Below are 13,782 nucleotides of genomic sequence, written 5' to 3'. Positions count from 1 at the left end.
TCTACGCAGAGTATTGCCGCCAGATTGGTGTTTGGCGGCAATGCTTGCTACTTTTCAAGTTTCCTGCACTGTCCTGGCTATGATGAGGACATGGCTTTGATACGGCGTATTGTCCTGGGGTGTACGTCATATTTTTCCGCAACGATTTCCAGCGGAATCTGATTGGTCAGCGCAATAAGAGCTTCTTTATGTTGGGCTGGCGATAAGGCTGGGCGTCTGCCTAGCGGCCTGCCATTGGCGCGTGCAGCCGCCATTCCTGCACGAGTACGTTCGCTGATAAGCGATCGTTCAAATTCGGCCAGGGCGGCCATCATATGAAAAAGCAATCTGCCGCCCGATGTCGTGGTGTCTATATTTTCCGTCAAGGAAATGAAATGGATATTTTCTTTGCCTAAACGATCGATCGTATCGACCAGATAACGTAGTGATCTGCCTAGTCTGTCCAGACGCCAAACAATAAGAGTGTCGCCCGATTTCAATTTTTGCAGCAGGTTATTCAATCCTGGTCTTGTTGTTTTAGAACCGGATATTCCTCTATCTGTATAAATATTATCACAATCCACCTTTTTTAGCGCCGCGATCTGCAGGTCCAGATTCTGGTCCTGTGTTGAAACGCGTGCATACCCATATTTCTTGCTCATAATGCCCATCTTCCTAGCGCAAGGCGTGGCCTCCTTCTCCTTCCCCCCCCTTCGACTACATCTCAGTGCAATCGACGTCAGTAAATTCAAGATGGTCTAGTGGAGTTTTGGCCACACGATGTCAAGTTTTACTAACTATATGCAAACCTGCTGCCACGTAAACGGCGATTGAGGTCGCTCGTACTGCAATAAAAACTATTACGTAATTTTTATGAACGCTTTGTTTCTGATGCAGATACTGAGTAAGTGTTAGCGACTGCGACATATGTGTCAACTCGCAGCAGGTCTGGGTCGATGCACTTTCTGAAGAACGTTGCAGCCCGCCATAGGCAAGCGTTAACAATGGTTAAGAAAAGGCATGAATAGGCTTGAGATTTTGACAAGAAGCCTCCTTTTAGTCCCAACCGAATAGCGCATCGAAATGATCCTTTTCAGCGTAATTTACACATATAGAAATGCCGATTTGTTATGAATTGGATGTTGACATAAAGGAGGCTTTTTGACTGTGACCCGGTTGAAAGTAAGACGCTGATTCAGGCTCAGCGTCCAGAGTGCCGACCAGCGATGCGAGGCGCGTAATGGGCGTCCAATCGGTAGAGTCTTTGTCTTTCTGGTTGCAGCAAGTTGCCCCTTCATGCAGCTATCTGCTGTTAGGACTGCGAAGCGTGCAGTCTCTAGCGCAAGCGTACGATGCGCGTTTGTTTCGACAAGCCCTTTTGTCTGCCATCCAGGAGCGTCTGCGTCCTTATGGCGTAACGCGTGGCGACATTCTGGTACTTGATCATGCTGTGCTGATTGGCTTGACGGATTGCCGCTTGCCTACCCAGTTTGACAGGGACTTGTTCCTCGAGCGATGCAAGGCGGCCCTGTGCTATGAGCCTGTCAGGTGTGGCGCTGAGCGCATCCTTGTGAATGTGGTACTGGCCTGGGTGGAAGCATCCGTCGACCAGCCGGCTTGCCTTCCTCATCTGCGCTCGCTGGCAAGCACGATTGCCTTTTCCGAGCTCAAGTCGCAGGACTGCGAACAGACGCGACAAGACATGGCTCTGGTAACCCGTTTCTTTGCAGATATGCAAGACGGCAAGATTGCTCTGTCATTTCAACCCGTTGTATTTGTCCAGAACCGAGAAAAAGTTCTGTATTACGAAGTCCTGTTGCGCTGGGACGATGACGACTCAGGCTTCCAGTCAGCCTCGTGTGCCCCCGTTGTGCAGGCGATTGAGCGCTTGCATATTACGGAACGTCTTGATGCCAGTGTCCTTTGGTCGGTGTTGCAGCTACTGGAGCGTTATCCGGACATACACCTGGCCTGCAATATTTCTCCCTTGTCCTTGCAGCACGGGCCGTGGTGGCGGTTGTTGATTGCAGGGCTGGGCAATGTTCCGCAGTTAGCCAGTCGTCTGACTTTGGAAATCACGGAGACGGCCCGCGTCTTTGACCAAGAGGCCGCAGTCAAGCTGCTTTGCTCCTTGCGCAGCGTGGGCTGCAAAGTCGCCATTGATGATATTGGAGCCGGATTCAACACCTTGGATCTGGCCCGTCAGATCCGTCCTCACGTCATAAAAATCGATAAGTCCCTGGTGAATCAAGCACGGCACGAGGACGGTGTCGCTGCCCTGAACGCCTGGGTTCAGACCTCTTGCAGCATCAGCCAATACGTCATCGCAGAAGGCATTGAAACGGAGCTGGATTTCCAGTTGAGCGTTGATGCCGGTGTGCACGCCGTCCAGGGCTACCTAATCGCATCTCCTTGTGTTCACCCCCCATGGGAAGGGGCGGAACCCTTGTTCGTTCGAGACAGTTTAAACCCCACACACCCCAACTTTGCACTCAACAGTTATTCCTTAAAGGATCAGGAACAGAGATGAATCACGTCTATAAAACCATCTGGAATGAGCAAACGGGAACATTTGTTGCCGTTTCTGAACACAAAAGGGCCAGGAGCAAGCGGTCTGGCTCGGTCAAGGCGGCGGTAGCGGGCGCGGTATTGGCGACCGGTGCGCTGGCCATGGGCAGCTCTTGGGCGGCCACTGGCATTGGCGGTGGCACGGGCGCTGGGACTGCTATTTCGAAGTGTACGGGCGACGCTAAAGCTAACGCAGGCAAGAATAATTCAATTGCTATTGGTTGCAACGCTTTAGCTGATGATAAAGATGATTTAAATGCATTTTTTTTTGATAGAGAAAATCCATACAATAAAAACATAGATACAACCGGATACTATGAGTCTGTTGCTATAGGAAAAGGCGCTAAAGCTAAAAGAGGTTCTATCGCTTTAGGAACTGGCGCTCGAGCAGCGAATGACGGGCTTCAATTTGCAATCGCTATTGGTTCGCAAGCAAAAGCACAAAATGTTGCATCGTTGGCAATCGGCCCCACAGCATTGGCTACTGGTAATGCTGCGTTAGCGCTGGGGCGTCAGACTGCTGCTACGGCAGATTTTGCACAAGCAATTGGTAACGTCGCTGCAGCAACTGGACTTGGATCTCTTGCGGTAGGACACTCAGCAACAGCTACCGGTAAGCGTTCTATCGCTATTGGTGCTGCAGACATTGATAGAGCAGGTAGTACGGGAACCCAAAATGGCACTGTTTACATGAAGGGTGAGCAGACTCTAGCGACAGGGCAAGACGCCATAGCTTTTGGGGCAGCCGCGAATGCCAAGAGTAATTATTCGCTAGCAATTGGTGCTCATGCTGAAGCAAGCGGTTTAAATTCGACAGCAATGGGCTATCAGGCAAAAGCAACAGGTGAGAATACTTTTGCTTCGGGTGCAACTTCTAATGCCTCTGGTAAGGATGCGTTTGCTTTAGGTGCGTATTCCCAAGGTCAGGGTGATCGTTCTTTTGCCATGGGGCCAAACGCTAAAGCTCTTGGTGTAAATGCATTGGCTTTAGGTAGCTTGTCAGAAGCTTATCAAAACAACTCGATTGCAGTTGGTGTTGGTGCTAAAGCTAAATTTGCTGATAGTGTCGCACTCGGTTCAAAATCTTCGGTGAATCATAAAAACAGCATTGCAATCGGTACAGAATCTACCACCAATGACTATACAACTCACGAGGCCTTTTTGTATAAGTCCGGGGCTGCTGGTGCAATCGCTACGGGCGCCGTTTCTATTGGTAATGGTGTGGGCAGCGTTGTTGGAGGTGCAGGTAAAGAAAGGCGTTTGCAAAATGTAGCAGCTGGTGGTGCAGACACTGATGCAGTAAATGTATCTCAGCTGAAGATGCATAAAGCAATTACCGATAAAACTGGTGGTGATTTTGCTGAAAACCTAGGCGGTGGTTCAACCTATGATCCGAAGACAGGGGGGGTTAGCAATCCCACTTATAATATTGGTGGCAATAATTACAATAATGTTGGTGATGCCCTTTTGGCCGCTCGCACTGTTGTTAAAGCAGGTAAGAATATCGGTGTAGAGGAGTCAAAAGGCACCGAAGGTCAGGCAATTTTTACAGTAAAGACCCAAGAAAATCTAGACCTTACTAGCGTGACTACTGGTCATGCCGTAATGAATAATGATGGCTTCAAGGTGGCTGACGGTAGCAACAGCAGCACTGTGGGTGCAGGCAATATCAACGTGAAGGATGATGCCGGTACGACGGTGATTGCGGGCGACAAGGTGACGGTTGGTAGTAAGAACTCTGTCGTGATTAATGGTGATACCGGTACGATTGGCGGATTAACCAACAAGACCTTTGATCTAAACAACTTTACTAGCGGTCAAGCTGCAACGGAAGATCAACTGGTTCAAGTAAGTGGTGCCCTGACTGATAAGGGCTTGAAGTTCAGTGCTAATGCTGGTGGTCCATTGGCCTCCAAGTTGGGCTCCACCGTTACAGTTGCTGGTGCCCAGACGAATACCGATTGGTCTAAGTTTGACGCTGGTCAGAACATCATGACTCAGATTGAGCAGGATGCGTCTGGCAACAGTGCGATTCGTGTTGCCTTGTCCAAGGACATTACGGGTCTGGAGACCATTATCCTGGGTGAAAACGGGACACCGGGTAAAGACGGTGTAGATGGTAAGCCTGGAGTGGGTATTAATGGTAAGGACGGCTCCATCGGTATGACCGGTAAAGACGGCGCAGGTGCCGATCTGACGGTGGCGAAGGGGGCGCCGGGTCTGGCCGGTAACGATGGTGTTGATGGTAAGAGCAAGACACGCCTCGTCTACGAGAAGTCCGATGGCAGCATCGAAGAAGTGGCGACCTTGAATGACGGGTTGCGCTTCGTGGGGGATGACGGCAAGGTGGTTGAGCGCAAGCTTAACGAGACCTTGGGTCTGTTTGGCGGTGCTGACCTGAATGCCCTTAGCGATGACAACATCGGTGTGGTTCAGAAAGACGATGGTAGCTTGGGCATTCAGTTAGCCAAGAACCTGAAGGATCTGGACAGCATTACCATCAACAATGGCCCAGTCATCAACGGTGACGGCATCAATATGGGTGGCAAGAGGATTACCAATCTGGCCGCTGGTAAGGATGACACCGATGCTGTAAATATGTCGCAGTTGAAAAAGGTCTCAGACGTTGCCAATGCAGGCTGGAACGTGACGGATGCTGACGGTAATAGCGTCAACATCGGTCCATATGGCCAGGTGACGTTTTTAGGGGATAAGAACATCGCGGTTGAACAGACCGGGACCGATGATGATGGGCAGCTTGAAGTCAAGTTGAACAAGGACATCGATCTGGGTGCTGATGGCAGCCTGAAGACCGGCGATACCGTCATCAACAACGCAGGTGTTGCGGTAGGCAATGACGTACATCTGGGTAATACCGGCCTGACCATTCACAATGGCCCCAGCATTACCCTGGCTGGTATCAATGCGGGTGATATGCGCATTACCAATGTTGCCGCTGGTCGCAATCCGACCGATGCCGTGAACTACGGACAGCTCCAGCCTATCGAGTCCTTCATTGGTCTGGATGGAAACGGCTCCTTTGCCTACAACGGTGGCCAGCACTCATCCTTGAAAGATGTTCTGGACAGCATGCATTGGAATGTGGAGGCGCCAGCTCCCGGCAAGGAAGACGGCAATACCGGTGGTTCCAATGACAATGGCAACGGCAACGGCAACGGCAACGGCAACGGCAACGGCAACGGCAACGGCAACGGCAATGGCAACGGCAACGGCAATGGCCCTGGTGGCGGCAACAATGGCTCCGGCGACGGTACACCTATCCACAATGGCAACACGGTGGGCTTTGTTGAGGGTGACAACATCGTTATTTCCAAGACGGACCGGGTCAATGGTGCAGGCCAGACCGTTGGCGCTGATATCAAGGTGTCGGTGTCCCAGGATCTGAAGGTCAATTCCATTACGGCGGTGAATGTTCACGCGGATGAAATTCAGATCAATAACGGTGGGCCGATCATCAACGAGAACGGCATCAATATGTCCGGCAAGCACATTACCAATGTGGCGGCGGGCATCAATGATACCGATGCGGTGAACGTGAGCCAGTTGAATCAGGTTGCGGGCAATCTGCAAGGCCAGATCAACAATATTCGCCACGATATCAATCGTCTGGATAACCGATTAAGTGCAGGTGTGGCTGCCGCAATGGCAACAGCGTCGCTGCCTCAGGCTTATTTGCCGGGCAAACACATGATGTCCATGGCCGGTGGCACCTGGCGTGGAGAGTCCGGTATGGCTATTGGCTTCTCCGGCATTACCGATAACGGTAAATGGGTCTATAAGCTCTCGGGCAATACCACCTCGCGCGGTGATTATGGCGGCGCAGTGGGTGTTGGCTACCAGTGGTAATCCAGCCCTGACTCTACGGTGCATCGGCGTATGGACGCCGATGCACAGCACACACTTTTGAAGGAATTCAGATCATGAAAAAAAATTGGTTTGGGGCTGCTTTGCTTGGCAGTCTGGTGCTTGCTGGTTGCGGCACCTTGAGTCAGGTGGACTCGGATGGTCACACAGAAAACCCGGTGTTTCCTGACGTGGACAAAGCGACTTTTCACACGGGCTCTTATCCCAATATCGACAATCTGCGTCAGGTTCGGGAAGGTGTGACGCGTGATCAGCTTTATGACTTGTTAGGTCGCCCGCACTTTGCTGAAGGCTTCAAGGTTCGGGAGTGGGATTACCTGTTTCACTTCAACACGGTACAGGGCATCAAGACTTGTCAGTTCAAGGTGCTGTTTGATCAGGACAAGCTGGGTCGCAGCTTCTATTGGAAGCCCAGCGATTGTGCTGCTGTTCTGGATGCGACGCCCAAAATGGCGACGATTCAGCCATTCTCGCTTTCCGGGGATGTGGCTTTTGCATTTGGCAGTGCGACCTTGACCAGCGCAGGCGTGGCGACAATTCGCGATATTGCCGGTCAGCTAAAGCAAATGTCTGACATCGAACAGGTGACGGTCTCTGGTCATACCGATCGGATCGGGAATGCGGCATCCAATCAACGCTTGTCGCAGCAGCGTGCCGAGACAGTGCGGCAGGCCTTGTCGGCACAAGGCATTCCAGCCGCCGCGATTGTGACGCAAGGCTTTGGTCAGGACCGACCTCTGGTGCAGTGTGATCAGCACAATCGCCGTGATTTGATTGCCTGCCTGGCACCGAATCGTCGGGTTGATATTGCAGTTCAAGGCCAACGCTAAGTTGGATGCAGCAACAGCGCGCGCACCTGGCCAGGCTGGGTGCGCGCCATGTACCGAGATAACAATGAATATTCTGCACAAATTAGCTGTGCTGGTTCTGGCAGGCGGCTTGGCGGCGTGTCAGCAAACGGCACCTCGTCGTATCCCCGAACCGGTCGATCCTGCTCCGCCTGCCATGCAAAGCTCGGCGGTGTCGACGAATGCCAGCCCGGCAACGGCTGCTCGTAATCAATCTTCAGCCGTGATTACCCTGCATCTGGCGCAGGAAAAAGCGGAAGCGCCCTTGGTTGCGGTGGATGTGGGGGGAACCTCTCTGTATGCGCTGCCTCAGCCGGTGTTGACGCAAGCCGATCTGCATCGTGTCACCCCGGTGACGGCACAAGATCAAGGTACGTTTCTTTTGCTGGAGATGAATCAGAACGGCATTACCAAGCTGCGCAGCGTCACGGCTCAGGCGCAAGGTCACTATCTTCTTTTAAGCGTGCAAGGGCAGTTGGTCAGCGTGGCCCGTATCAGTGAAACGATTTCCGACGGACGTTTGCTGATCGGAACCCAGAATGCCCAGCATACACAGGCCATTATTAAATTGATGCAGGGTGGTCAGTGATAACAGGACTGCGTATCGCGCCCTATGTATGATTTTGATGTGGTTTTTCTCCTGATTGCACAGCCTGCATCATCGCGTGTGGGCGATATGCTGGCCCTGCATGATTATCTGGCTGGCTCAGGGGTGTGCACGACGGTAGCAACCAGCCCTACGGACCTTGCCATGCTCGGAAAGCGCCTGCGCATTCTGATTATTGATGGGGAGGGCGAGAGCGCGTTTGATGTCTATGACGTGATCTCGGCGATGCGTCAGTTGGATAATGTCGCCATCCTTTTTCTGGCTGATGAATCCCCACTGTCCTGTGAGCGTGCTTTGTATGCGGGGGCAGAAAGCTGTTTACCTGCCCGTAGTGCGTACTCCACTGTGTTAAGAACCGTGATTGAGTTGGGAAGTACCCAGCCAGCGGCTCCCATCAATGATGAGAGAGTCGCGATGAAAAGGAAGAGGCAACGTAGAAGGCACTACATTGGTTTGAACCTGAGGTCGCGCTTTTCCCGCTAGACGTACCGGGAAGAGCAGACATTCACGTTTCACGTCAGTAAAAAAAAGCCCCGATGCCAAATGCGGACATCGGGGTAAAAAGTGTGCGTGGTGCGCACGCACACATAGTCAGACGGTGAAACTATAGAGCTAGGGCGTTTAACACTTACAGGTAGGCGGGGATCCCCAGGGCTGGATCGCTGACGCCGTGCTCACCAAACTCCACTCGGCCAGCAAAGCGACGGTAGTAGCTCGGGTCGCTGTTGCTGCGCACGACAAAGTCGTACCAGTGGCCGCTGGACTTCAGGGTCCAGGATTGCTTGGATTGCTTGCCCGGTTCAACCGTGACTTCCCATGGGCCGTCTTCGCGGTAGGCCATGGACTGGATGGTGAAAGTACAGGCGGACTGACCACCGTTCATCATTTCCAGATAGATATCACCCTTGGACACCTCGTAGCAGACGCGGATTTCGGGACGGGCGGCTTCGGCTTGGCTCAGCACGCTGACATCGCCACGGAAGTGACGGTGAAAGCCGTTCGGTCCTAGTACCCACAGGTCGTAGTGACCCAGGTTATCGGCTTGTACGTCCCAGACATCGTCCAGAATCTGGTCAGGAGCGACCATGTAGCGGCGGGGGATACGGTCCAGGTTCAGCTTGTCGTAAACGTGGAAAACAGCGGCTGCTTTACCCGTGTTGGAGAACAGCAGTTGGACGCCTTTTTCGCTGTCGCAACGGGCGCTGACGTGCAGTTCGTATGGCAGGGCTCGCGATGGACGCACGCCGGTTTGCTGCACGGGAATGCGCTGGTTGTCCACGGGTTGCGGCACTTGAGCCAGACGTTCCTGGGCGCTGCGGATGGAGTCGGCGTCTTGACGGCTGCGACGGCCGTTCAGCGTAGGCAGTGGTTCGTTGTTCGGACTGGTAAAGTTGAAGGCGGTGGTCAGGTCACCGCAGACGGCACGGCGGTAGGGGCTGATGTTGGGCTCCATCACACCAAAGCGCTCTTCCATGAAGCGGATGACCGAAGTGTGGTCAAACACCTGGGAGTTCACCCAGCCGCCTCGGCTCCAGGGGGAGATTACGTACATGGGAACACGCACACCCGGCCCGAAGGCTTTGCCATCGCGGGGAGGCTGGCCCAGCAGACCTTTGGGGCTGGGGTAGTTGTAGTACTCAAACGCGAGTTCTTCTGCGCTCAAGGATGTCTTGCCAGCCGACTTGCCGGTGGCCGGATCAATGGACGGAACAGAAGGCGAAGGCACGTGGTCAAAGAAGCCGTCGTTCTCGTCAAAGTTGACCAGCAGAACGGTCTTGCTCCAGACCTCGGGGTTGGCGGTCAGCGCGTCCAGCAGTTCTTGGGTATACCAGCCACCTTGCACCGGGCTTGATGGGCCTGGGTGCTCAGAGTAGTTGGCGGGAGCGACCACCCAGGAAATCTGGGGCAGATTGCCTTCTTCCACGTCCTTGCGCAGTTGGCCGAAGAAACCGCCATCGGGCATGGTGTTGGCAATGCCTTTGTACAGCGGGTTGTCGATATTGTCCGAGGGCTCGTAAGGTGGGTGAGTCAGCGGATGGCGGGACTTTTCGTTGGCGCGGCGGTATTGCTTGAAACCCGCCAGCGAGTTGTCGGTGAAGTTGTCAGGCAGGTTCTGGTACACCTTCCAGCTAATACCGGCTTCTTCCAGACGCTCGGGGTAGGTTTTCCACTCGTAACCCAGCAAGGACGGGCCTAGGCTGTCCCAGGCGTTGTTTACCGTGCATTCGCCGCTGCCCGATGGGCCGTTGGTGCCGGTCCACAGGAACATGCGGTTGGAGTTGGTGCCGGTGTGCATCGAACAGTGGTAGGCATCGCACAGGGTGAAGGCGTTAGCCATGGCGAACTGGAACGGCACTTCGGCTTCGCGGTAGAAACCCATGGAGTGGCGGTTCTTGTGCTTGGGCCAGAAATCCATGCGGCCATGATCCCAGGCGGCCTGACCGTCGGACCAGGAGTGCGGTGTGCCGTTGACACGCTGGGCATTGCCTTTGGTGCTGTCCAGGTGGTAGGGCATGACTGTTTCAGTGGAGCTGACGTTCTGCTGCCAGACGTTGCGGCCATTGGGCAGCGGAATGGTGAAGCGGTCCCCAAAACCGCGCACACCTTTCAAGGTGCCGAAGTAATGGTCGAACGAACGGTTCTCTTGCATCAGAACAATAATGTGCTCGACGTCTTTGATCGTGCCTGTTTTATTGTTGGCGGGAATGGCCAGGGCTTTGCGGATGCTGGGAGGAAAAGCAGCCAGGGAACCTGCAGCCAGGCTTGCGCCCGTCATATTGCGTAGGAAGGTGCGGCGTGAAGTCATTGTGCTTAATCTCTTAATCAATCAAGGGGCGCATTTCAGTTGCGGCGCGGGTTCTGGCGTGGGTTTGCCGGGCTCGGTGGGCTCTTCGGGCGAGCCGGGGTTGTCCGAGCCACCGTTGTCACTACCGCTGCTGCAAGCAGCCAGCAGGCCGCAGAACATCAACAGGACGGATGCGCGTTTTATGCGCTCAAAGGTGAATGAAGCGTTCTTGGGAGTCATGAAAAGTCCTTGCGTGGCGATCAGGGTTGGAGGCTGGACAGAGGCTGGCGCGATTCAAAAATACTGGTCAGTTCGTCCGTGCTCAGGGCACGGTCCCACATGGCCAGTTCGCCAAAGTCCATATTGATGTCGCTGCGTCCCCAGCGTTTGTAGTACTGGCCGGTAACGTCTTCGTTCAAACCCAGCTCGCCCGTGCCGGTGCCACCCAGGGCTTGCAGCGTGCGTGCTTCCAGGGCAACCGAACCAAATTGGGCGCCTTTCTTGGGATCGAATACGTGGCCCAGCATCTTGCCTTCGGCCTTGTCGATGACGACGGCCACATAGGCCCATTCATCGGGGGTGATGTTGTAGCCCTGGCTCTCGTTGCGGCCGCCACCGTAGCCGGTGTTAAAGCGGATGTCGCAACCACCGGCGTTAAACAGGCCCAGCGCAAAACCGGGGTTGTTGCCCGAGTCGTAGTTCTTGTTGGCCATGATGGAAGCGCCGTAACCCTGACAGTTGTTGGGCGTGCGTAGCCAAAAGCCGATGGTCAGTTGCTGCACGCTGCTCAAGGTGAACAGGTCGCGGCTCATGGACAGGCGGTAGCCTCGGTTGCCGTTGTTGTCGGCATTGCTGCCTACGATGCGCAGACCACCTTTGGCGGTGCTGGGGTCCAGGAAGTCACCGGCAATCAACTGACCGGCTGGGACGGCAGGTGTGGAGGTTTGCAGGCTGCTGCCACCTTTGGCGTCGGTAAAGGGTTGCGCGTTGAAGGTGTAGTAGCTGCGCAGACCGTTTTTCAGGGTGTCAGCCAGTTTGGGGGGCGGCTGGTAGCCTACGTCTGCTTTCAGGGCCGAGGCGGCTTGGCCCACCTGGACCGAGTAGTACAGGGAGTAGGTTTGGGCGGTGTCCGAAGCGGGTAAAGGATCGGAGTACTGCGTGGTACCGGCGGGCAGGGTGGCGATCAGCTTGCCATCGCGCATCACCTGGATTTCTTGCGAGGCCTCGCCTTGCAGGATCCAGTTCAGGTCCACCATGTTCTTGTCGGCCGGTTTGTTGAAGGCCAGATTGCGTACACGGGTTTCGGCTTGCAAGGGCGAGCCGCGGAAGCGGTATTGCTCGTTTTGAAGGCCCAGGTGTGACAAGACGGTAGGCGCGATGTCGATGACGGCGGCCAGGGTGTTCATGTCTGTGGTGCTGCTGATTTGGCTGTCGGCGGCGGGCAGGGAGGCCAGGGTTTTATTGGTGGCAATAAAGCTGGTCTTGTTGCGGTTGAATTGGGAGCCAGTGGTGCCGCCGAATTCGTCCAGGCCGTAGCTGGTGGTCAGAATGATCAGCCAGTCTTCCGAGGCGTCTGCCTGTTTGCGCTTGTCGATCAGGGCAAACAGTTTGTCCAGCGAGGCCAGGGACTCCTGTACGGCTTGTTGATAGGCCGGGCTGCCCAGGCCACCTTGGGTGGCAGCGCGGGCGGGGGCCTGGATCTGGGCCAGAATCAGGGATTTGCCTTCTTGCAGGTACTTTTGTGTTTGCTCGCTGACACAGCTATCGGAGTCGGTACAGTTGGCAGCTTCGATGATGCGGCCTTCTTGCAGGTCCTGGCTCCACAGTGTGCGGTAGTTGGCATTGCTCAAGGCCAGGGCGGCCTGGGTGGGTTTGGAGGTTTGAGCGACCAGGGTGGGGCTATTGAGTTTGGTGTCTTCCTGGCCGACACCGCGCAGGCCGTGCTGGTCTGCCCAGACGCCGGTGATCAGGGAGGCCCAGCCGGGCAGTGGCAAGGTGCGCTGTTCGCTGGCGGTGCCGACATAGCCACCGGTTTGGGCGGGGGCGATGGTCAGGTTTTTCAGGGCGGGGTGTTGGCCTGCCTGGCGAGCTTGCAGCAGGGCTTCGTAGCTCAGGCCGTCAAGGGTGACGATCAGGGCTTTTTTGCCGCCCAGTGCCTGGGGTTTGTCGCCGGGTTCGACGGTAGGGGTTTCGGGGTCGACGCCGGGGTTTGCCGGGCCATCGTTACCACCGGAGCCGCTGCCGCAGGCGGTCAGCAGCAGTGCCAGGGACAGGGAGATCCCGGCTTGCTGCAGGCGCTGCACGGTGTGGGATTTTTGGGGACGGGAGGTGAAGGTCATACAGCCACTCGTGGAGAGAAGGAAAAAAGAGAGGCCGGACTGTGCGTGGGGGTGGGCTGCTCAGTCGGCATCGGATCAGGACTGCGGGCAGTGTAGGAAGGGCGTATGACTGCCCTGTGAACGGATGGCTAAATCCGCCGATGATTGGATTGTGTTTTATGGGGTGGGCTGATTAGCGGGGGAGTAGGGGGAGGGGGAGCGTTGGCTGGCTGCGGCCTGGCGGGGATGTGGCGGTTTGATGGATGGTTTGTTACGGGGAGGGGGGAGTGGCGGGATTTGAGCGATTTTTTTATGTTTTAGGTTCAAAGTTGTTGGGTTTGGGTTTGGGTTTGGGTTGAGGTGGAGTGCAGGCTCGGGGGGATTGATGGGGGTAACTGAGGGGAGGATTACCGGAGGGCATTCTTCGTAGGCCACTGCTCGAGGTGCAGGCACAGGGGGCTGGGGCGGACTACTTGCCGACGCTGCGCGTCGGTGCCCTTGTCGGAGTGTCAATCGGGGCGCAGCCTGAACTCGCCCGGTGGTTTGTCCCCCGGACAAACCACAAGCGTCGGGCTCAAACAGCAGGCCGCTTGCATCCCCGATTAACACTCCGACCGCGGCAAGTAGTCTGACTCGCCCTGCGCCCCCTGTGCCTGCACCCCGAGCAGCTCTCAACGGGGCGTAGAGTGATGCCCGGAGTTCTTGTATGTGCGGACTGCTGTTTTGAATCGTGATGGCTGGAACTTGTTGTTTGGGCTGGCTTTGAAAACCGTCCGGGAGGAGGGTTTTCAA

The 13,782-nt window shown here is 55.2% G+C and carries 9 protein-coding genes; 5 read left to right on the top strand and 4 right to left on the bottom strand.

What is annotated here, in order from left to right; translation table 11 throughout:
* Positions 1-77: 77 nt before the first annotated feature.
* Positions 78-641: a recombinase family protein gene (locus tag OSH09_RS17520; protein WP_266121722.1), complete on the bottom strand. Its 564-nt coding sequence runs from the start codon at positions 639-641 to the stop codon at positions 78-80.
* 665 nt (positions 642-1,306) lie between these two features.
* Between OSH09_RS17520 and OSH09_RS17515 the strand changes: the two genes are divergently transcribed.
* The 5 genes from OSH09_RS17515 to OSH09_RS17495 all read left to right on the top strand — a co-directional run bounded on the left by OSH09_RS17515 (position 1,307) and on the right by OSH09_RS17495 (position 8,370).
* Positions 1,307-2,509 (top strand): EAL domain-containing protein, encoded by a 1,203-nt coding sequence (locus OSH09_RS17515; protein WP_266121721.1) that lies wholly within the window; start codon positions 1,307-1,309, stop codon positions 2,507-2,509.
* On the top strand, positions 2,506-6,414 hold the full coding sequence (locus OSH09_RS17510; protein WP_266121720.1) for a YadA-like family protein: 3,909 nt from the start codon (positions 2,506-2,508) through the stop codon (positions 6,412-6,414). Before OSH09_RS17515 ends, OSH09_RS17510 begins: the two co-directional genes overlap by 4 nt.
* A 74-nt stretch (positions 6,415-6,488) precedes the next feature.
* Positions 6,489-7,262 (top strand): OmpA family protein, encoded by a 774-nt coding sequence (locus OSH09_RS17505; RefSeq protein WP_266121719.1) that lies wholly within the window; start codon positions 6,489-6,491, stop codon positions 7,260-7,262.
* A 64-nt stretch (positions 7,263-7,326) separates the two neighbouring features.
* Complete coding sequence (locus OSH09_RS17500) at positions 7,327-7,869, top strand: hypothetical protein (RefSeq protein ID WP_207875574.1); 543 nt, start codon at positions 7,327-7,329, stop codon at positions 7,867-7,869.
* A 24-nt stretch (positions 7,870-7,893) separates the two neighbouring features.
* Entirely contained in the window at positions 7,894-8,370 is a 477-nt protein-coding gene (locus OSH09_RS17495; protein WP_207875573.1) for a hypothetical protein, read from the top strand.
* Positions 8,371-8,515: 145 nt separating this feature from the next.
* Here OSH09_RS17495 and OSH09_RS17490 read toward each other — a convergent pair whose 3' ends face one another.
* The 3 genes from OSH09_RS17490 to OSH09_RS17480 are packed head-to-tail and all read right to left on the bottom strand — an operon-like array spanning position 8,516 to position 13,011.
* Positions 8,516-10,693 (bottom strand): phosphocholine-specific phospholipase C, encoded by a 2,178-nt coding sequence (locus tag OSH09_RS17490; RefSeq protein WP_266121718.1) that lies wholly within the window; start codon positions 10,691-10,693, stop codon positions 8,516-8,518.
* 21 nt (positions 10,694-10,714) lie between these two features.
* Positions 10,715-10,912, bottom strand: coding sequence for a hypothetical protein (locus OSH09_RS17485; RefSeq protein ID WP_266121717.1), 198 nt, complete (start codon positions 10,910-10,912; stop codon positions 10,715-10,717).
* A gap of 20 nt (positions 10,913-10,932) precedes the next feature.
* Positions 10,933-13,011 carry a LamG-like jellyroll fold domain-containing protein gene (locus OSH09_RS17480; protein ID WP_266121716.1) on the bottom strand — a complete coding sequence of 693 codons (2,079 nt, stop codon included), beginning with the start codon at positions 13,009-13,011 and terminating at the stop codon, positions 10,933-10,935.
* Positions 13,012-13,782 lie beyond the last annotated feature (771 nt).

This window comes from Alcaligenes parafaecalis, from assembly GCF_026344135.1.
GTDB classification, from domain to species: Bacteria; Pseudomonadota; Gammaproteobacteria; order Burkholderiales; family Burkholderiaceae_B; genus Alcaligenes; species Alcaligenes parafaecalis.
Note: the sequence above shows the minus strand (reverse complement) of the source record. Positions and strands in the feature narration are given on the sequence as shown.

Bases quoted from the DNA above. Each gene is read 5' to 3' on its own strand.
- OSH09_RS17505 (WP_266121719.1), top strand. From the start codon at position 6,489: ATGAAAAAAAATTGGTTTGGGGCTGCTTTGCTTGGCAGTCTGGTGCTT.
- OSH09_RS17500 (WP_207875574.1), top strand. From the start codon at position 7,327: ATGAATATTCTGCACAAATTAGCTGTGCTGGTTCTGGCAGGCGGCTTG.
- OSH09_RS17495 (WP_207875573.1), top strand. From the start codon at position 7,894: ATGTATGATTTTGATGTGGTTTTTCTCCTGATTGCACAGCCTGCATCA.
- OSH09_RS17510 (WP_266121720.1), top strand. From the start codon at position 2,506: ATGAATCACGTCTATAAAACCATCTGGAATGAGCAAACGGGAACATTT.
- OSH09_RS17485 (WP_266121717.1), bottom strand. From the start codon at position 10,912: ATGACTCCCAAGAACGCTTCATTCACCTTTGAGCGCATAAAACGCGCA.
- OSH09_RS17480 (WP_266121716.1), bottom strand. From the start codon at position 13,011: ATGACCTTCACCTCCCGTCCCCAAAAATCCCACACCGTGCAGCGCCTG.
- OSH09_RS17520 (WP_266121722.1), bottom strand. From the start codon at position 641: ATGAGCAAGAAATATGGGTATGCACGCGTTTCAACACAGGACCAGAAT.
- OSH09_RS17490 (WP_266121718.1), bottom strand. From the start codon at position 10,693: ATGACTTCACGCCGCACCTTCCTACGCAATATGACGGGCGCAAGCCTG.